General features: G+C 63.0%; 16 protein-coding genes. 9 read left to right on the top strand and 7 right to left on the bottom strand.

Going from position 1 to position 19,920, the window contains the following annotated elements; translation table 11 throughout:
• Positions 1-79 precede the first annotated feature (79 nt).
• Positions 80-2,440 (top strand): UvrD-helicase domain-containing protein, encoded by a 2,361-nt coding sequence (locus ACCD03_RS05640; protein ID WP_413411046.1) that lies wholly within the window; start codon positions 80-82, stop codon positions 2,438-2,440.
• Positions 2,441-2,464: 24 nt separating this feature from the next.
• Here the strand turns inward: ACCD03_RS05640 and ACCD03_RS05635 are convergent, their stop codons facing one another.
• From ACCD03_RS05635 to ACCD03_RS05620, 4 genes are all read right to left on the bottom strand, one after another.
• On the bottom strand, positions 2,465-3,262 hold the full coding sequence (locus tag ACCD03_RS05635) for a BPSS1780 family membrane protein (protein ID WP_413411044.1): 798 nt from the start codon (positions 3,260-3,262) through the stop codon (positions 2,465-2,467).
• Positions 3,253-4,257 (bottom strand): homoserine kinase, encoded by a 1,005-nt coding sequence (locus ACCD03_RS05630; RefSeq protein ID WP_413411043.1) that lies wholly within the window; start codon positions 4,255-4,257, stop codon positions 3,253-3,255. The genes ACCD03_RS05635 and ACCD03_RS05630 overlap by 10 nt, the downstream gene beginning before the upstream one ends.
• A gap of 85 nt (positions 4,258-4,342) precedes the next feature.
• Positions 4,343-4,771, bottom strand: a complete 429-nt coding sequence (locus tag ACCD03_RS05625) for a hypothetical protein (protein ID WP_413411042.1) — start codon at positions 4,769-4,771, stop codon at positions 4,343-4,345.
• 94 nt (positions 4,772-4,865) lie between these two features.
• Entirely contained in the window at positions 4,866-5,819 is a 954-nt protein-coding gene (locus tag ACCD03_RS05620; protein ID WP_045206048.1) for a TIGR00730 family Rossman fold protein, read from the bottom strand.
• Positions 5,820-5,823: 4 nt separating this feature from the next.
• Between ACCD03_RS05620 and polA the strand changes: the two genes are divergently transcribed.
• The 4 genes from polA to ACCD03_RS05600 all read left to right on the top strand — a co-directional run bounded on the left by polA (position 5,824) and on the right by ACCD03_RS05600 (position 12,120).
• The gene (gene polA / locus ACCD03_RS05615) at positions 5,824-8,637 is read left to right on the top strand and encodes a DNA polymerase I (protein WP_325651841.1); all 2,814 of its coding nucleotides are present in this window, start codon (positions 5,824-5,826) and stop codon (positions 8,635-8,637) included.
• Positions 8,638-8,844: 207 nt separating this feature from the next.
• Positions 8,845-10,179, top strand: coding sequence for an NAD(P)/FAD-dependent oxidoreductase (locus ACCD03_RS05610; RefSeq protein WP_253538026.1), 1,335 nt, complete (start codon positions 8,845-8,847; stop codon positions 10,177-10,179).
• Between the two features lie 108 nt (positions 10,180-10,287).
• Positions 10,288-11,166, top strand: coding sequence for a dienelactone hydrolase family protein (locus ACCD03_RS05605; protein ID WP_325651838.1), 879 nt, complete (start codon positions 10,288-10,290; stop codon positions 11,164-11,166).
• Positions 11,167-11,313: 147 nt separating this feature from the next.
• Positions 11,314-12,120 carry a ZIP family metal transporter gene (locus ACCD03_RS05600; protein WP_045206052.1) on the top strand — a complete coding sequence of 269 codons (807 nt, stop codon included), beginning with the start codon at positions 11,314-11,316 and terminating at the stop codon, positions 12,118-12,120.
• A 72-nt stretch (positions 12,121-12,192) separates the two neighbouring features.
• Here ACCD03_RS05600 and ACCD03_RS05595 read toward each other — a convergent pair whose 3' ends face one another.
• The 3 genes from ACCD03_RS05595 to ACCD03_RS05585 all read right to left on the bottom strand — a co-directional run bounded on the left by ACCD03_RS05595 (position 12,193) and on the right by ACCD03_RS05585 (position 15,288).
• On the bottom strand, positions 12,193-13,080 hold the full coding sequence (locus ACCD03_RS05595; RefSeq protein ID WP_325651835.1) for a sulfurtransferase: 888 nt from the start codon (positions 13,078-13,080) through the stop codon (positions 12,193-12,195).
• 21 nt (positions 13,081-13,101) lie between these two features.
• Entirely contained in the window at positions 13,102-14,091 is a 990-nt protein-coding gene (locus ACCD03_RS05590) for a DMT family transporter (protein WP_325651833.1), read from the bottom strand.
• 99 nt (positions 14,092-14,190) lie between these two features.
• Positions 14,191-15,288 carry an aromatic ring-hydroxylating dioxygenase subunit alpha gene (locus tag ACCD03_RS05585; protein WP_325651831.1) on the bottom strand — a complete coding sequence of 366 codons (1,098 nt, stop codon included), beginning with the start codon at positions 15,286-15,288 and terminating at the stop codon, positions 14,191-14,193.
• A gap of 414 nt (positions 15,289-15,702) precedes the next feature.
• On the opposite strand from ACCD03_RS05585, the gene ACCD03_RS05580 reads away from it, so the two are divergent.
• The 4 genes from ACCD03_RS05580 (at position 15,703) to folE2 (ending at position 19,910) form a co-directional block, all read left to right on the top strand.
• Positions 15,703-15,990 (top strand): exodeoxyribonuclease VII small subunit, encoded by a 288-nt coding sequence (locus ACCD03_RS05580; protein WP_325651829.1) that lies wholly within the window; start codon positions 15,703-15,705, stop codon positions 15,988-15,990.
• Positions 15,987-16,886 (top strand): farnesyl diphosphate synthase, encoded by a 900-nt coding sequence (locus tag ACCD03_RS05575; RefSeq protein WP_325651827.1) that lies wholly within the window; start codon positions 15,987-15,989, stop codon positions 16,884-16,886. The genes ACCD03_RS05580 and ACCD03_RS05575 overlap by 4 nt, the downstream gene beginning before the upstream one ends.
• Positions 16,887-16,942: 56 nt before the next feature.
• Positions 16,943-18,853: a 1-deoxy-D-xylulose-5-phosphate synthase gene (gene dxs / locus ACCD03_RS05570; protein WP_325651825.1), complete on the top strand. Its 1,911-nt coding sequence runs from the start codon at positions 16,943-16,945 to the stop codon at positions 18,851-18,853.
• Positions 18,854-19,103: 250 nt separating this feature from the next.
• Positions 19,104-19,910, top strand: coding sequence for a GTP cyclohydrolase FolE2 (gene folE2, locus ACCD03_RS05565; protein ID WP_045206059.1), 807 nt, complete (start codon positions 19,104-19,106; stop codon positions 19,908-19,910).
• Positions 19,911-19,920 lie beyond the last annotated feature (10 nt).

Here is a 19,920-nt window from a genome sequence, read left to right as displayed (position 1 = left end):
CGGCGTGTCGATGTCCGGCACGGGCGAAGCGGCGAATGCGGCCGGTATAATTTCAGGATTCTGCCGAGGCTCCTCCCGCATGTCCGACCTGCTCGCCAATCTGAACCCCGAACAACGCGCTGCCATCACCCTTCCCGATGAATCGGCGCTGATCCTGGCGGGGGCTGGCAGCGGCAAGACGCGCGTGTTGACCACCCGCATTGCGTGGCTGATCCAGAGTGCGCGGGTGTCGCCGTCGGGTGTGCTGGCCGTCACGTTTACGAACAAAGCGGCCAAGGAAATGACGGCCCGCCTGCAGGCCATGCTGCCGATCAACACGCGCGCCATGTGGATCGGCACGTTCCACGGCCTGTGCAACCGGTTGCTGCGCGCGCATTACCGCGATGCCGGCTTACCGCAGACGTTCCAGATTCTGGACACGCAAGACCAGCTTTCCGCCGTGAAGCGCTTGCTCAAGTCGCTCAATATCGACGACGAGAAATTCCCGCCAAAGAACGTCCAGTACTTCATCAATGGCGCCAAGGAGCAGGGCTTGCGCGCGGGCGATCTGGAAATCGCCAACGAATACGACCGCCGCATGGCCGACCTCTACGCCGCTTACGACGCGCAATGCCAGCGCGAAGGCGTGGTCGATTTTGCCGAACTGCTGCTGCGCTGCTACGAACTGCTGCGCTACAACGACGCCATCCGCGCGCACTATCAACGGCGCTTCAAGCACATCCTGGTTGACGAGTTCCAGGATACGAACAAGCTGCAATACGCCTGGCTGAAGATTCTGGCCGGCCTCGGCGAGCCCGGTGTCACGCCCAACGCTATCTTCGCGGTGGGCGACGATGATCAGAGCATCTACGCGTTTCGTGGTGCCAACGTTGGCAATATGGTCGACTTTGAACGTGAATTCCGTGTCGAGCATCGGATCAAGCTGGAGCAGAATTATCGCTCGCACGGCCACATCCTCGATACCGCCAATCACCTGATTTCGCACAACACGCGTCGGCTGGGAAAGAACCTGCGTACCGATGCTGGCCACGGCGAGCCGGTGCGTGTCTACCAGGCCGCGACGGATGGACAAGAGGCCGGTTGGATCGTCGAAGAAATCCGCGACCGTATTGCCAGCGGTACGGCGCGTTCGGAAATCGCCATCCTCTATCGCAGCAACGCGCAGTCACGAGTGATCGAGCACGCGCTGTTCTCGGCCGGCATCGCCTACAAGGTGTACGGCGGCCTGCGCTTCTTCGAGCGCGCGGAAATCAAGCACGCGCTGGCGTACATCCAGCTGCTGGAGAACTCGGATAACGATGCTGCGTTTGGCCGCGTGGTAAACTTTCCGGCGCGTGGCGTAGGGGCGCGCTCCCTCGAGCAGTTGCAGGATGCGGCGCGGCTGTATGGCATCTCGCTCGCAGCGGCGGTGCCGTATCTTACGGGCGCGGCGGGCACCAAGTTGTCGGCGTTTGTCCGTCTGATCGAACAGATGCGTGCCGACACGCGCCAGATGACGCTGCCCGAGATCGTCCAGCACGTCATCCACGCCAGTGGCCTGATCACGCATTACCAGGGCGAGAAGGAAGGCCAGGACCGCATCGAGAACTTGCAGGAACTGGTCACCGCAGCCCAAGCCTTCGTTGCCGAAGAAGGCTACGGCGTCGACGCGATTGCGACCGCGCTGCCGGTGCGCCACGACGCCATGCTTCGCATCGAAGGCGGCGAGATCGATACCGCCTCTGAACTCGTGACCGACGAGACGCCCGCGGAGATGACGCCGCTGGTCGCGTTTCTTACGCACGCCTCGCTCGAAGCAGGCGACAACCAGGCCCAGGCCGGCCAGGATGCCGTGCAGATGATGACCGTGCATGCGGCCAAGGGGCTGGAGTTCCACGTCGTCTTCATCACTGGGCTGGAAGAAGGCCTGTTCCCGCACGAAAACAGTCAGATGGAGAAGGACGGCCTGGAGGAAGAGCGCCGCCTGATGTATGTGGCGATTACGCGCGCGCGCGAGCGGTTGTATCTGTCGTTCGCGCAAAGCCGCGTGCTGCACGGACAGATTCGCTACCACATCCGCTCACGCTTCTTTGACGAACTCCCCGAAGAAACGCTGAAGTGGCTGACGCCGCAGCACTCGGGTTATCAAGCCACCCGCCGTGTGCAAGGCGATTCCGCCTGGGGCAAGGATTGGTTCAAGCGCCCCGAGCGCGGCGATGACGACGCCTACACCGGCCGCCCGACCGGCGGCATGGACACCGGCAAGAACTACGCCGATGCCAAGCGCGCAGAGGCCACGGGCTTCCGCGTGGGCCAGTCGGTGTTCCACAACAAGTTCGGGGAAGGCGTCATCACGACGCTCGAAGGCGAGGGCGCCGAGGCGCGCGCTCAGATCAAGTTCAACCGCCACGGGGTGAAGACGCTGGCGTTGGGCATCGCCAAGCTGGACCCGATCAACTGAGCGTCGATCGGGCCATCGGGCCGATCAGGCCGCTGTGTCAGTCGTCTGGCCGGCGGCCTGTGTCACGTTGAAACAACCGCGGTAAGTGGCATAGAACGAGCAGTACAGCACCGCCATCACCAGAATCCGGTACGGCGTGGCGATGATCGGGGCGATGTTGTTGGCGCCGCTCGACGCGAACAGCGCATCGATGAACAGCGGCACGGCGATCAGCAAGATTGCGACGAGCACGCCGTACACGATGAAGGCCGCCCGATTGCGCCACACGGTCATCCAGCTGAAGAACAGCGCCTTGCCGACCGGGATGCCGTGCCATGCCACCAGCAACGGCGCAAACCAGAACAGCACCGCCACCGGGATGTACAGCACCGAGCCCATCACCATGGCGAGGTAGAACTCGCGGATGGCCTCAGTCGTGAGCGGTTTGTCGCTGACGACGGTCATGAGCGTGTCAACGTCCACCATCGTCATCAGCACGCCGCTGACTACAAGTACCAATGCGCCATAGATGCCGCCAAGCTTGAGCAGGCTGCGCATTGCATCCTTGCCGTATGCGCGAAAGCCCGCGATGAGCGATGCCGGCCCGACGCGCTTGCCTGCTACCGTATCGCGGCAGGCCGACATGAAGCCCACGAAGATGGCCGGATTCACCAGCAGGATGGCAAAAACACCAATCGGTGGCACCAGCAGCATCAGCAGGTTGACCGCAAACAGGTAGATGAAGAGCAGCAGCAAAAACCCGATCGGGTTCTTGCGAAACAGCCACGCACCCTGGCGCAGCCAGACGTAGCCTTGCTTGGCCGGTACTTCAATCAGTTGCATGGTTGGGGAAGATCCAGAGTCAGGGCGCTCGCGCCAACCCGTTCACGGAGCACGCGCTCGAAGTGGGTGGGGTCATGTGGCTTGAGCAGTTCGGCGTCGCGCGGCAGATAGAAATCCCACAGGCGCGAGACCCAGAAACGATAGGCTGCGGCACGCAGCATGTCTTGCCAGTGCCGCGATTCGGCGTCTGTGAACGGACGCACGGCGTGATAGGCGTGTAGCATGGCCTGTGCCCGTTCGGCATCCAGCACGCCCGTGGCTAGGTCGATGCACCAGTCATTCACGGTGACGGCCACGTCGAAGAGCCACTTGTCGACACCGGCAAAGTAAAAGTCGAAGAAGCCGCCCAGGCGTTCCGGCTGGCCATCGGCGGCCGGCTCGAACAGCACGTTGTCGCGGAAGAGATCGCAATGGCACGGGCCTTCGGGCAGCGCGGCGTAGTCGGCGCTGGCGAAGAAGCGTTGTTGATGCGCGAGTTCGTTTTCCAGAAGCGCGCGCGTGTCGCCGTGCACGAAGGGCACGACGTCGGGCACGACTTCGTTCCACCATGGCAGGCTGCGCAGGTTCGGCTGATGGCGTGGATAGTCGCGCCCCGCCAGATGCATGCGCGCGAGCATGTCGCCGACGATGGCGCATTCCGACACCGCGGGCGCCAGGTTCGAGCGGCCCGCCAGGCGCGTCACGATAGTCGCCGGCTTGCCGTTGAGCGTGCGCAGAATCTCGCCGTCGCGCCCCGGAATCGGTGCCGGCACGCTGATGTCGTGCTGCGCCAGATGCTGCATCAGATACAGGTAGAACGGCAGTTGCTCGAACGTCAGCCGCTCGAACAGGGTGACGACGTATTCGTGCGTCTGCCCATCCTTTTCCGTTGTCAGGAAGAAGTTGGAGTTTTCGATTCCGGACGGGATGCCGCGAAATGCGCGCACGGCGCCCACATCGTATTGGTCCAGCCAGAGGGAGATCTCGGCGTCGGAGACCGGGGTGAAAACAGCCATGCTTCAGGAACAGGAAACGGGTGGAGGGAAAGCGGGCCGGTCCACCGAGGAGCCGGCCTGCAGGCGCCGCGGTTGCGGCACAGGCTTAGAACTTCAGGACGTTGACCGAGGGCACACGGTCGATATCGCCGCGCTCGCGGATACGCGGCGAGCTGTCTTCCGGCTTGCTCAGGTTGTACGACGTGCCCATGCCCGACTTGACATGGATATCCGGCGCCTGGCCCTTCTGGAAGCGGTATTCCTCCACCTGCGTACCGTCGTTGTCGCGGTAGTCGAAGCTCGGCTTGACGCGCTCGTTGTGGATCGCGCCGTGGGTCGGCTTGGAAATCGGCTGATTGTTGATCGCCTTGACGTCCGGCAGGTCCAAACCGGCGCTGTCGGAGGTCACCTCGGCGTGCGCAGGCAGGGCGAGGAAAAAAATGGCGCCTGCCATCACCCCAGCGTGGCGCATCAGGCGCGCGGCATTGGCAAAGCCGGAGTGGACGGGGGCGGGCGGGTGAAGCAGCGAATCCATCATGGACTCCGGCGGGTGATCTGAGACCCTACATTCTAGCAGTCCAGCCTCCCGCCATCGTCCGTTCGCGTGGCGCCAAATGCCACACCCAAGATTACAGATAGAACATTTCTTCCTTGGGCGGAATCGGCGAGGTGCCTTCGCGCTTTTCGTAGAACTCGTAGACGGCGTCGAGCGCGTCCTTGGGTTCGTCGACGATGCGCATGATGTCCAGGTCGTGCTCGGCAATCAAGCCCATTGGCAGCAGCGTAAAGCGGAACCAATCCAGCAGGCCCTTCCAGAAATGACTGCCGAACATGACCACCGGCACACTGCGCGACTTGCCCGTCTGGACGAGCGTGAGCACTTCAGCCAGTTCATCGAGCGTGCCGAAACCTCCGGGCATGACGATGAACGCATCCGAGTTCTTCACGAAGGTGACCTTACGCGTGAAGAAATGGCGGAAGCGCATCGATATGTCCTGGTACCGATTGCCTTGCTGTTCGTGCGGCAGTTCGATGTTCAGGCCGACGCTGGCTGACTTGCCGGCGTGCGCGCCCTTGTTGGCCGCTTCCATGATGCCGGGGCCCCCGCCGGAGATGACGGCGAAGCCCGCATCCGAGAACAGCCGGGCGATTTCGATGGTGCGTTCGTAGTACGGCGAATCCTCGCGCAGGCGTGCGCTGCCGTAGATCGAGACGGCCGGGCGGATCTCCGAAAGGTACTCGGTCGCCTCGATGAACTCTGCCATAATCGTGAACATCTGCCAGGAGGCGCGCGCTTTCTTTGCGGTGGCGCGTTCTTCGTCGGCGAGTGCCCGCAGGCTGGGGATCATCTTGCGATCGGTACGGCCGTGTGTCGCGTCAGTTTGGGGCTCGTGTTCAACGCCCACTGTCACGTTGACGTCCATGTCGGCCGTGGTGGCCTGGCGCGAGGGGCTCACACCGGTCAGTTCAGCCGCCGAAACCTCCGTCGCGGAAGCACCAGCAGCCTGCTTTGCCATGCCGCCTTCAGCAGAAGCGCCATTATCGGAAACGCCTTTTGGCGTTCCAGTCACTTTAGAGTCCATGGGAATGTCGGAAAGTCAAGAAACGCTGTTGCTCGTCGATGGCTCGAGTTATCTATACCGTGCCTATCACGCACTGCCCGACTTGCGAAACGGAGAAGGGTTTCCTACGGGGGCCATCTACGGCATCGTGAACATGCTGCGCAAACTGCGCAACGACTATCCGGCCAAGTATAGCGCTTGCATTTTCGACGCCAAAGGCAAGACCTTTCGCGACGACCTCTATCCGGCCTACAAGGAGCATCGCGCGCCCATGCCCGATGACCTGCGCGCGCAGATCGAACCGATCCACGAAGCCGTACGGGCATTGGGTTGGCCCATCCTGGTGGTTGAGGGCGTCGAGGCCGACGATGTGATCGGTACCCTGGCCGAACGGGCGGCTCGCGAAGGCGTCCGGACCATCGTCTCAACGGGCGATAAGGACCTCGCCCAACTGGTGAATGACCACGTCACGCTGGTCAACACGATGACCAACGAAACGCTCGACCCCGCTGGCGTGTTGGCCAAGTTTGGCGTGCCGCCCGAGCGCATCGTCGACTATCTTTCGCTGATTGGCGACACCGTGGACAACGTGCCGGGGGTGCCGAAGGTCGGTCCGAAAACTGCGGTGAAATGGTTGTCGGAATTCGGCACGCTCGACGACGTCATGGCGCGCGCGGGCGAGATCAAGGGCGTGGTGGGCGACAACCTTCGCAGCACGCTTGAGTGGCTGCCCAAGGGCCGCGAGCTGCTGACAGTGAAGCTCGACTGCGACCTCAGCAAAGAAGTACCGACATTCGATGCGCTGATCGACGGCGGCGAAGACAAATCCAAGCTCGTCGATTTCTTCTCTCGATACGGCTTCAAGACGTGGCTGCGCGAAGCTTCTGGGGAAGCACTGCCCGACACGCGAAGCGTGGGCGCCGCGCGCAAGGCCGCGACGCCGGTGAAGAACTACGCCGGCGAGGCTGCGCAACTGCAAGCCCAGGCCACCCTGTTCGACGTGGAAGCGCCGCCCGACGAGATCAAGTATGAGACGGTGACGACCGAAGCGCAGCTCGAATCATGGATGCAGCGCCTGGATGAAGTGGACCTCGTCTGCATCGATACCGAGACGACATCCATCGACCCGATGCTTGCGCAGTTGGTTGGTATTTCGCTGTCGGTCAAGCCGGGCGAGGCTTGCTACATTCCGGTGGCGCATCGCGGCCCCGATGTGGCCGGGTTTGATGCAGCGGCGCAGCTCTCAAGGGACACCGTGCTCGCGCGCATGAAGTTGTGGCTTGAAGATGAATCGCGCAAGAAGGTCGGCCAGCATCTGAAGTACGACGCGCATGTGTTTGCCAACCACGGCATCGCGCTGCGCGGCATCGAGCACGACACGATGCTCGAATCGTACGTGCTCGAATCCCACCGCAATCACGGCATGGACGCCCTGGCCGAGCGCGTGCTGCACTTGAAGACGATCACCTACGAAGCCGTGTGCGGCAAGGGTGCGTCGCAGATCGGCTTTGATGAGGTGCCCCTCGATCGCGCGACCGAATACGCGGCGGAGGACGCCGATATCACGCTGCGTCTGCATCGCACGCTGTTCCCCAAGGTGGCCGAAGACGACAAGCTGCGCTACGTCTACGAGCAGATCGAAATGCCGACCTCCATCGTGCTGCAGAAGATGGAGCGCAACGGCGTGCTGATCGATGCCGACCGCCTGGCCAAGCAGAGCAACGAGCTGGGCTTGCGCCTGATCGATCTGGAGGCCGAGGCGCACAAGCTTGCGGGTCAGCCGTTCAACCTCGGCTCGCCCAAGCAGATCGGCGACATCTTCTTCAACCAGATGAAGCTGCCGGTCATCAAGAAGACCGCGAGCGGTGCGCCGTCGACCGACGAAGAAGTGCTGCAGAAGCTGGCAGAAGACTACCCGCTGCCGAAGCTGCTGCTCGATTACCGGGGCCTGGCCAAGCTTAAGTCCACCTACACCGACAAGCTGCCGAAGATGGTCAACCCGCGCACTGGCCGGGTCCACACCACCTACGGTCAGGCGACGGCGGTGACGGGCCGTCTGGCCTCGACCGATCCGAACCTGCAGAACATTCCGGTGCGCACGGAAGAAGGGCGACGCATCCGCGAAGCGTTCATCGCGCCGGAGGGCAGCGTGATCGTGTCGGCCGACTACTCGCAGATCGAACTGCGCATCATGGCGCATCTGTCACAGGACGAAGGCTTGATGCGTGCGTTCCGCGAGGGCCAGGACGTGCACCGCGCCACGGCCGCCGAAGTGTTCAACGTGACGCCGCTGGAGGTTTCGCCCGACCAGCGCCGTGTGGCGAAGGTCATCAACTTTGGCCTGATCTACGGCATGAGCGCGTTCGGGCTGGCCAGCAATCTAGGCATTGGGCGCGACGCTGCCAAGCTTTATATCGATCGCTACTTCGCCCGCTACCCCGGCGCCGCGAGCTACATGGAAGAAACCCGCCAGAGTGCGCGCGAGCAAGGCTACGTGGAGACTGTTTTCGGCCGTCGCCTGTGGCTGCCGGATATCAACGGCGGCAACGGCCCACGTCGTCAGGCTGCCGAGCGCGCCGCCATCAACGCGCCGATGCAAGGCACGGCGGCTGACCTGATCAAGCTGTCGATGCTGGCTGTGCAAGGTTGGCTCGAGGCCGAGGCGATGCGCTCGCGCCTTGTCATGCAGGTGCACGATGAATTGGTGCTGGAAGTCCCGCAGGACGAACTGGCCGTGGTGCGCGAGCGTCTGCCCGAGCTGATGTGCAGCGTCGCAACGTTGCGCGTGCCTCTGGTGGCCGAAGTTGGCGTGGGTGCCAACTGGGAAGAGGCGCACTGACGCAATCGCTTGCCGCCTGAGCGCCGCCCTGTAATACAAGGCGTGGCGCCGGTTTGCCTGCCGAGGCAGCCTGCGGAGGGCCTTGGCATGCGGTTGTCATGATTCGCCATATCCATGCGTGCGGGGTTGCGGTGAATTTTGCGTTGCAGCAGACTGCACCTGACAGATCACGTGATCGAAAAGATTCAACGGCTCCAGGAGAGGCACATGGCAGGGCAGACGGATGGCGCAGGCGAGGCGAACGGGCCGCGCATTGTGGTGGTCGGCGGGGGCGCTGGCGGGTTGGAACTCGCAACGCGGCTGGGCGACAAGCTCGGCAAGCGCGGCGCAGCGCAGGTCATTCTGGTCGACCGCAACCCCACACACATCTGGAAACCGCTGCTGCATGAAGTTGCCGCCGGCAGCATGGATCCGAACACGCATCAGCTCGAATATGCGGCGCAGGCGCGCTGGCACGGCTTCGAATTCCAGCAGGGCGAGCTGAAGGGCCTCGATCGTGTCGCCAAATCCATCATCGTGTCCGGATGCGTTGACGCCGACGGCACCGAGGTGCTGCCCGAGCGCGCAATCGCGTACGACACGCTGGTGCTGTCCATCGGTAGCGTGACGCATTTCTTCGGCGTGCCGGGCACGGCCGAGCACGCCATCGCCCTCGACACCGCATGGCAGGCCGAGCGCTTCCGCCGCAGGCTCATTGCAGCGTGTATGCGCGCACAGAACGGTATGGGCGATGCGCGTCCGCAGGTGGACATCGCCATCGTCGGTGCGGGTGCCACGGGCGTGGAACTGTCGGCAGAGTTGCGCAACACCGCCCACGTGTTGGCCGCATATGGCCTGCACAAGCTGGACCCGCGCCACGACATCCGCATCCATTTGATCGAGGGCGGCCCGCGCATTTTGCCGGTGCTCAAGGAGCGCATTTCGGCAGCGACCACCAAGCTGCTGCACAAGCTCGACGTGGACGTCGTCACCAGCGAACGTGTGACGGAAGTCACCGCCAGCGCCGTCAACACGGCCAGCGGCAAGTCCATTCCGGCGGATCTGACCGTGTGGGCTGCAGGCATCCGTGCACCGTCGGTGCTGGGCGAACTGGGGTTGCCGGTGAACAAGCTGGGTCAGATTGTCGTCTCGCGCACGCTGCAGGTGGAAGGCGACGACTCGATCTACGCCTTTGGCGATTGCGCAAGCTGCCCGTGGCCCGAGGCGTCGACCAGCGTGCCGCCGCGTGCGCAGGCTGCACATCAGCAGGCCACCTATCTTTTCGACGCGTTGCGCAAGCGCATGGATGGCAAGCCGGTCCAGCCGTTCGCGTTCAAGGATCTCGGCTCGCTGGTCTCGCTCGGCCATTTCAGCGCGGTCGGCAGCCTGATGGGCGGGCTGATCGGCGGATCGATGTTCATCGAAGGCCTGATGGCACGGCTGATGTACACGTCGCTGTATCGCATGCACGTTCTGGCGCTGCACGGTTGGGTGCGCATGTCGGTGGATACGGTCATGCACTGGCTACGCAGCAAGACGAATCCGCGGGTCAAGCTGCACTAGGCTGTTCCCTGTACTTGTGCTGGTTGCCTGGCTCGGCAGCAATGCAACCGCTTCGGTAGACTAGCCGCTTCGTTCACCGTAACCGCCCGAGGGCGCGAGGAGAGTGCGATGCAGCTTGATGCAGAAGTGGAGAGCCTGGTACCCGGCCGCAGCTTTGACCGTCGCGGCTTCATGAAGACGGCACTGGGCTCGGCCTTTGCGGCTGCGGTGCTGCCGGTGTCTGCGCAGACGATCCATACCGATTTCAACGGGCTGACGGCGGGCGAGGTAACTGTGCTCGTCGGCGATTTCAAGATGCCGGCCTATCGCGCCCAGCCAGAAGGCAAGACGAAGCTTCCGGTGGTGATTGTCGTCAGCGAGATCTTTGGCGTGCACGAATACATTGCCGATATCTGCCGGCGCTTTGCCAAGCTCGGCTATCTGGCGATCGCGCCTGAGTTGTTTGTGCGCCAGGGCGATCCGCGTGCTTACGGCACGGTCCAGGAAGCCGTCGCCAACGTGGTATCCAAGGTGCCGGATTCGCAGGTGGCGGGCGATATCGACGCCACGATCGCATGGGCTCAGGAAAACGGTGGCGACGCGGCACGTATAGGCATCACCGGTTTCTGCTGGGGCGGACGTCACGTCTGGTTTGCCGCGGAGCGCAATCCCAGCATCAGGGCTGCAGTGTCTTGGTACGGGCCGCTGAAGGGCAATCCGAATCCGCTGCAACCGGCTTCGCCCATCGACAAGGTGGACGAATTGAAGGCGCCCGTGCTGGGCCTCTACGGCGCGAAGGACACCGTGATCACGGAAGACGTGCGCGACACGATGAAAACCGCGTTGGAAAAGTCCAAGAACCCCAAGGCGCACGCATCGCGCATCATCGTGTACCCGAATTCCGGCCACGCGTTTCACGCCGATTACCGCCCGAGCTATGTGAAAGCCGACGCGGAAGATGGCTGGAAGAAGTGCCTCGCCTGGTTCAAGGATCACGGCGTGGTTTAGCACCTCAACGCGTCGAATACGAAAGGCCCTAGCAACTACCTCGGGCTTTTTCTTTTGGCTGCGCTGGCAAAGGTCGATAAAGCGGCATACAATTCGCCCTTCTTGCAACTCTGTTGCGTTTATTGGCTCCCGCTGCGTCACCTCTGCATGACCTTCGATACCACCCTGTTAGGCATTCTCTTGGCCACCGCGCTGTCTGGCATCGGCAGCATGGCGGGCGCCGCCGTGCTGTCATTGACGGTGCTGTCGCGCATGGTCGATCGGATGGTCAGCTTTTCGGTGGGCGTGCTGCTGGCCACGTCGCTGCTGCATTCGCTGCCGGAGGCGTTCGAATCGCATCGCGGTATCGAGCCCAACACGCATGCGTTGTTCGCCACGTTGCTGGCCGGGTTGTTGGGTTTCTTCCTGCTGGAAAAGATCTCGCTGATCCGCCATTCACACCATCACGAGGGCGATGGTCACGGACATCACCACGGCCATGACAGGCAGGAAGCTGGCCGCAGCGGCCTGATGATCCTGGTGGGCGATGGCTTGCATAACTTTTCGGACGGCATCGTCATTGCGGCGGCGTTCCTGGCGGACACCAAGGTAGGCATCGTCACCGCGCTGGCGATTGCCGCACACGAGATTCCGCAAGAGATCGGCGACTTTATGGTGCTGCTCAACGCCGGGTTCACCAAGACGCGCGCCTTTGTCTACAACCTGCTCTGCAGTGTTTGCGCGCTGGTGGGCGCGGTGCTCGGCTACTACTTGCTGGACCGCCTGACGTCGTGGATTCCATACGTGCTGGTGGTGGCGTCGAGCAGTTTCATTTACATCGCCGTGTGCGATCTGATGCCGCAGATGAAGCGCCGGCCGCGCTGGCAGGAATCGGCGGTGCAGGTCGCATTGATTGCAGCGGGCATCGCGATGATCTTTCTGCTGACCGAAGGTTTGCACGGTCACGCGCACTGAGGTGCCGCATTCGCTTCAAGAAAAAAAAGCCCGGTTGATGCCGGGCTTTTTGCTGCACGCCAGATTCGCAGATTACGGATTCGGCCCCGTCGCCACGGGGCGCGATGGGTCGCTGCACCACTCGCTCCACGAGCCGGCGTAGAGCGCTGCGCCCGTCAGGCCGGCGATCTCCATGGCCAATGCGTTGTGGCAGGCGGTTACGCCAGAGCCACATTGCAGCGTCGCGTCTTGCGGCCGGGCACCGGCCAGCACGCCATCAAACTCGGCACGCAATTGTTCCGCAGGCTTGAACGTGCCGTCAGCCTGCAGGTTGTCGCGGAAGAAGCGATTGCGTGCGCCCGGGATGTGGCCGCCAACGGGGTCGAGCGTTTCGTTCTCGCCACGGTAGCGGTCGGGGGCGCGGGCATCGACGACGGGCTTGTCGGCGTGGCCCAGGTATTTCTGCACGATATCCGCAGTCACCATCTGCACGAGCGACGGCTTGCGCGTGATGTTGCCGGGCGTGGCGTTGAGCTGCGGTTCTTCGGGCACGATCTGGTCGATGGGGAAGTGCGCGGCTTCCCAGGCCTGCAGGCCGCCATCTAGCACGGCCGCATCGGTATGGCCGACCCAGCGCAGCAGCCACCACAGGCGCGCGGCGTACATGCTGCCCTGGCGGTCATATGCGACGACTTGCGTGTCGTCGTTGACGCCCAGTGCCTGCAGGCGCGCAACCAGCGCTTCTGCATCGGGCAGCGGGTGGCGGCCGTTCGTGCCGGTTTTGGGGCCCGACAGTTCGTTGTCGAGGTGCATGTAGAAGGCGCCGGGCACATGGCTGGCGTGATACGCATCGCGCCCAGCGGCAGGGTTGGCGAGGTCAAAACTGCAGTCAATGACGACCACCGCTTCGGGCGCGCCCTGCTGCAGTGCGGCCAGTTGCGGTGCGGTGATGAGGGTGGCGTAGTGAGCGCGTTCGCTCATGGCGGCAATCTCCTGGGTCGATCAAATTTCCGGGTGAATCTCGGCTTCCGGGCCGGACACGGCTGTCTGCGGCGTCGGATGCTCGGTGCCCGACTGACGGGCGCGCATGACGGTAGTCACGATGCCGCTGCCGATGATGAGTGCCATGCCCGCCCACGACAGCGCGTTCAGGTGGTCATTCCACAGCAACATACCCCACCCGCTCGCAAAGACGATGCCGGTGTATTGCAGGTTAGCAGTCAGCAGCGTGTTACCGCGTTTGTAGGCACGCGTCATGGCGGTCTGGCCCAGCGTGGCCAGAAGCCCGACCGCCAGCAACAGGCTGGCGCTGTGCCACGTATGGGGCTGCGCGCCGCCGATCAGCATCCAGACGCCGCCGGCAATCGCGCTTACCAGAGAAAAATAGAACACGATGCGTGCCTCGTTCTCGCCCAGGTCGCCCAGTTGGCGGACCTCCACATAGGCGAGGGCCGTGAACACGCCCGACACAAGCCCCACCATGCCGCCGGCAAGTTGAGATGGCCCGCCGCCCACGCTCGGTTGCAGCAGGCACAGCACACCGACAAACGACATCAGGATTGCAACCACCATTTTCTTGTCGGCGCCCGCGGCTTTGCCGGCCATTGCCGCACCCGCGCCGATGATCAGTGCAATCCACACCGGCGACATGTAGTTCAGCGTCATGGCCGTCGCCAGCGGCAGCAGGCTGATCGACGTGAACCACAGCAGGAGAGACGTCACGCCGAACACGCTGCGCTTGATGTGCGCCATGAGGTAGGGCGTGCGGATGCCCGCGCCGGTCTTGGCCAGGATGGCGCCCATCAGCGTCATGCCGATCACGCTGCGGTAGAACACGATCTCGCCGGTGCTGTAATGCGCCGAGGCCAGTTTTACGCACACGCCCATCGCCGAGAAGGCGAATGCGGCAAGGATCATCCACAGCGATTGGCGAGAGGAGCTGTCGGCCGTCTGGGCGGCAGTCTGAGCAGCGGTAGCAGTGTCGGCAGGCATGGCGAGGGGCGAGGGCGAAAAAAAACGGTGCGGCCTGTGAGGGCTGCACCGTTCCTATTGTGACGCGGAAGCCGGCGGATGCCTACCTTCAGTCGTCGCCTAGTAGTCCATCACGCGTCGATACCACTCGTGGAAGTGCTGCATGCCGTCTTCCATGGGCGATTGGTACGGGCCAACTTCGCTGGTGCCGCGCTTGAGCAGGGCGAGGCGTCCGGCGTCCATGCGCTCGGCGATCTCGTCGTCCTCGATGCACGTTTCCATGTAGGCGGCGCGCTCGGCTTCAACGAATTCGCGCTCAAACAGCACGATCTCTTCCGGATAGTAGAACTCGACCACGTTGCGCGTCTTGGTCGGGCCCATCGGATGCAGCGTCGACACCACGAGGACGTTCGGATACCACTCGACCATCACGTTCGGGTAATACGTGAGCCACACCGCGCCGTACTTCGGCATCTCGCCGTTGTTGAAGCGCAGTACGGCGTCATGCCACTTCTGGTATGCCGGCGTGCCCGGTTTGCGCAAATTCGCGTGGATGCCGACCGTCTGCACGCTGTGCCACTCGCCAAATTCCCATTCCAGGTCGTCACACGAGACGAACTGGCCCAGGCCTGGGTGGAAGGGCACGACGTGGTAGTCCTCGAGGTACACCTCGATGAAGGTCTTCCAGTTGTAGTTGCAGTCGTGCACCTCGACGTGGTCGAGCATGTAGCCGGAGAAGTCGAGATCGCGCGCCACGCCCAGGCGGGCGAGGTCTTCGCGCACATCGCGCTTACCCTCGAAGAGCAGACCATTCCAGTTCTGCAGAGGTGAGCGGGACAGACGCACGCATGGTTGCTTCTCGAAGTGCGGTGCGCCCAGCAGGTCGCCCTGCAGGTCGTATGTCCAGCGATGCAGCGGGCAGACGATGTTCTGGGCATTGCCGCGCCCATTGAGCATGATTGCCTGCCGATGCCGGCACACATTGGAGAGCAGTTCGACGCCGTTCGGGTTGCGCACCAGCACGCGGCCTTCGGCCTCGGCAGCAAGCGTGTGATAGTCGCCAACTTCCGGGACCATCAACTCATGGCCGACGTAACCGGGGCCATGTTTGAACAGACGTTCGATTTCAGTTTGATACAGCGCCTCGTCGAAGTAAGCAGAGACGGGCAACTGGGTTTCAGACGGCACTAAATTCAGTGCGGCGCTGAGATTGGACATTATCCCCACTCCCAATAACGGTGAAAGCAGTGAACAACCCAACCATCGACAAGATCGATTTGGGAAAGGACGCCATCGGCAGGTGGCCTAGGGTCTGTTGAGGTAGGAAACGAGCGCTTGCTGGCCCCCGCTTGGGCCAACGACCATACGTTCAATGGGCCAACAGACCCAAACCATCGTGCGGAGCGGCGTACACCGGCCCGGCCTTTGGAGGAAAGGGGGCGATTGTACCCCAGAGAAATTGATAAGTCCCTGATTTTCGAACCCTTTCCGCTTCCAGTCACGCGATCGCCGGGCTGACGATGCCCTGCCTTGTCACCGCAAACCGCTATCCCGCCCCTTGCGGGATGTGCGCGGAGCGCACGCGGAATTGCCGTAAAATGCCAGATTGTCCTTTTCTGATTCGCAATCGGCATGCCCCGTGCCTCAAACGACGCCTCCAGCAGCGCGTCCACCACTCCCTCTGCTACGCCCGCTTCCTATGAAGCGGCCATGGCGGAACTCGAAACCCTCGTCGCCAGCATGGAATCCGGTGAATTGCCGCTGGAAGCCTCGCTTGCGGCCTATCGACGCGGGGCGGAGCTGGTCAAATACTGTCAGCAGGTGCTGGAACGCGTCGAGCAGCAGGTGCGCGTGCTTGATGGCGATGCCCTGAAGCCGTTATCCGACGACAGCAGCGCGAACGAGCAGGGCGATGCATGAGTGATTTCGCCGAATGGATGGCGTCTGTGGTCGCGCGCACGGAAAGCGCGCTTGAGCGCGCGCTGCCGGCCGAAACCGTCTCGCCGCAACGCCTGCATGCCGCCATGCGCTACGCCACGCTGGGTGCGGGCAAGCGTGTGCGCCCATTGTTGGCGCACGCCGCCGGTGCGCTGGGCGACGCATCGCCTGAGGCACTCGACGGCGTAAGCTGCGCGGTGGAGATGATCCACGCCTATTCGCTTGTTCACGACGACATGCCGTGCATGGACGACGACGACCTGCGCCGGGGCCGCCCGACCGTACATCGCGCCTATGATGAAGCGACGGCCCTGCTGGTGGGTGATGCCTTGCAGACGCAGGCGTTCATCGTGCTGGCGGAGTTGGGCGCGGTGAGCCCGGCGACGCGTGCAGTGTTGGTGGCTGAATTGGCGCGCGCTTCCGGTTCGCTCGGCATGGCGGGCGGTCAGGCGATCGATCTGCAAAGCGTCGGCATTGCGCTGTCTCAGGACGAATTGGAGGCAATGCATCGCATGAAGACCGGTGCCTTGCTGCGGGCGAGTCTGCGGATGGGCGCGCTCTGTGCTGGCGTGAATGCCGCAGCCTTGGAGCAGGTTGATGCTTATGCCGGCGCGGTCGGTCTCGCGTTCCAGGTGGTCGACGACATCCTCGATGTGACCGCCGATACCGCCACGCTGGGCAAAACCGCTGGCAAGGACGAGGCCAACGACAAGCCGACTTACGTGTCCATCCTCGGGCTTGACAAGGCCCGGGCACTGGCCGACGAGCTGCACGCCGCAGCGGGTGCGGCGGTTGCCCAACTTGCCCGCGAATCGGGCAAAGCCCGTACCGATCGATTGGTCGAAATGGCCGACCTGATCGTGCGGCGTGGCCACTGAACAACATTGCACAGACGGTAGAAGTCTTTGCCAAAACGCCTGAGCGGCGGTCCCACATGACGTACGAACTTCTGAACACCATCGACGATCCGGCCGACCTGCGCCGACTGGACCGCCGCCAACTCGGGCCGCTGGCCAACGAGCTGCGCGCCTTCGTGCTCGATTCCGTCTCTCAAACGGGCGGGCACCTGTCGTCGAACCTGGGCACGGTCGAACTGACAATCGCGCTGCACTACGTTTTCAACACGCCGGAAGACCGCATCGTGTGGGACGTCGGCCACCAGAGCTATCCGCACAAGATCCTGACGGGCCGCCGCGACCAGATGGGCTCGCTACGCCAGTTGGACGGCATCTCCGGCTTCCCGCGCCGCAGCGAGAGCCCGTACGACACGTTCGGCACTGCGCACTCGTCCACGTCGATTTCGGCTGCGCTGGGCATGGCCCTGGGCGCCAAGACCAAGGGTGAAGACCGCGTCGCCATTGCCGTGATTGGCGACGGTGCGATGAGCGCCGGCATGGCCTTCGAGGCCATGAACAACGCCGGCGTCTATAAAGACCTGCCGCTGGTGGTCGTGCTGAATGACAACGACATGTCGATTTCGCCACCGGTGGGGGCGCTGAACCGCTATCTGGCGCGGCTGATGAGCGGGCAGTTTTACGCAGCCACCAAGAAGGGCGTGGAAAAGCTGCTGTCGGTGGCGCCGCCGGTGCTGGAGTTCGCCAAGCGCTTCGAGGAACACACCAAAGGCATGTTCGTGCCGGCCACGATGTTCGAGGAGTTCGGCTTCAATTACATCGGCCCGATCGACGGACATGATCTCGAATCGCTCGTGCCGACGCTGCTGAACATCCGCCAGCGCGCACGCGAAGGTGGTGGCCCGCAGTTTCTCCACGTCGTCACCAAGAAGGGCCAGGGCTACAAGCTGGCCGAGGCTGATCCGATCCTCTATCACGGCCCGGGCAAGTTCAACCCGCAAGAGGGCATCAAACCTTCCGGGCGCCCGGCCAAGGTCACGTACACGCAAGTGTTCGGCCAATGGCTGTGCGATATGTCGGCGGCCGACAAGCGGCTGGTGGGCATCACGCCGGCCATGCGCGAAGGCTCCGGGATGGTGGAGTTCGAACAGCGCTTTCCGGACCGCTATTACGACGTCGGCATCGCCGAGCAGCACGCCGTCACCTTTGCAGGCGGCTTGGCGTGCGAGGGGTTGAAGCCTGTCGTCGCCATCTATTCGACGTTCCTGCAGCGTGGCTATGACCAGTTGATCCACGACGTCGCACTTCAGAACCTGCCGGTGGTGTTTGCGCTGGACCGCGCCGGTCTGGTCGGTGCGGACGGCGCCACGCACGCAGGGGCTTATGACATTGCCTACCTGCGTTGCATCCCCAACATGATGGTGATGACGCCGGCCGACGAGAACGAATGCCGCCAGCTGTTGAGCACCGCGTTCGCGCAGGATTGCCCGACAGCAGTGCGCTATCCGCGTGGTGCCGGCACGGGCGTGACCGTGCAGCCGACGCTGGAGCCCCTGCCGTTGGGCAAGGCCGAAGTGCGTCGCGCTTCCACGGCTCCGGCAGGCCAGCGCGTGGCGATTCTGGCGTTTGGCTCAATGGTTGCCCCGGCTTCGGCAGCGGCTGAGCGTTTGGACGCGACCGTCGTCAACATGCGCTTCGTCAAGCCGCTCGATGTGGCCTGCGTGCTCGAAATGGCCCGCACGCACGATTACGTGGTCACCGTGGAGGAAGGCTGCGTGATGGGCGGTGCAGGCAGCGCCTGCCTAGAAGCGCTGGCTGCCGCAGGTGTCGCTACGCCGGTGCTGCAGCTCGGCCTGCCCGACCGCTTTGTCGACCACGGCGATCATGCTGCGCTGCTGGCGCAATGCGGGCTGGATGCCAACGGCATCCTCGCCTCCATCCGCGAGCGTTTTGCCGTACAACCGCGCGCGGCAGCCCCGCGCGTCGCCTGAGGCACTTTGGCTTTCGAGCCATAGGCAGAATCAATCACCCGTATTGCATCCACGGGTATGAGTAGTTGACTGCAGAGGTAGGAAATTTCTTTTACACTCCGCCAGTCTTATTTGTGAATTGTGTGCGCAGTCGCGGGATTGGCCGATTCGATCACTTGAGGGGTGGTCACCGTCAGCCAGGTTCCGCGGTTTCACACTCGTTGCGTACCGGCCGACTGCGATGGCCGGGCGACCGTAAAGGAAACCGATCATGAACGATATGAACCCAGCTTTCGCGATGCCGGACGTGCAGTCCAGCCACGATACCCGCCAGATCCCCATTCAGCGCGTTGGCGTGCGCGGCGTGCGTTACCCGATGTCGCTGCAGACCCCCTCGGGCGTGCAGAACACCGTCGGCACGTACAACCTCGATGTGCATCTTCCGGCTGACCAGAAGGGCACGCACATGTCGCGCTTCGTCGCGCTGCTCGAAGAAGAGCGCGAGCCGTTGAATCTGGCGCAGTTCCAGTTGCTGCTGGAAAAGATGCTGGAGAAGCTCGAAGCCGACGCCGGCCGCATCGAAGTCCACTTCCCGTATTTCGTCAGCAAGACCGCCCCGGTGTCGGGCGTGCAATCGCTGATGGACTATGAAGTGACGATGATTGGCGAAGTGCGCGATGGCCACACTACGGTCCGTGTCAAGGCGCTGGTGCCCGTGACGAGCCTGTGCCCGTGCTCGAAGAAGATCTCGCAATACGGCGCGCACAATCAGCGCTCGCACATCACGATCGACGCCGAGCTGGCCGCCGATACGCCGGTCGAATCGCTGATTCGCATGGCCGAAGAGGAAGCATCGTGCGAACTGTGGGGCCTGCTTAAGCGCCCGGACGAGAAGTTCGTGACCGAGCGTGCGTACGAAAACCCGAAGTTTGTGGAAGACCTGGTGCGCGATATCGCCATGCGCCTGAACCAGGACGACCGCATCGTCGCCTACACGCTGGAAGCCGAGAACTTCGAGTCGATCCACAACCACAGCGCTTATGCGCTGATCGAGCGCGACAAGCGCACCGATAAATAATCGACGCTGT

This window comes from Ralstonia sp. Ralssp135 (assembly GCF_047304345.1).
GTDB lineage: Bacteria > Pseudomonadota > Gammaproteobacteria > Burkholderiales > Burkholderiaceae > Ralstonia > Ralstonia chuxiongensis.
Note: the sequence above shows the minus strand (reverse complement) of the source record. Positions and strands in the feature narration are given on the sequence as shown.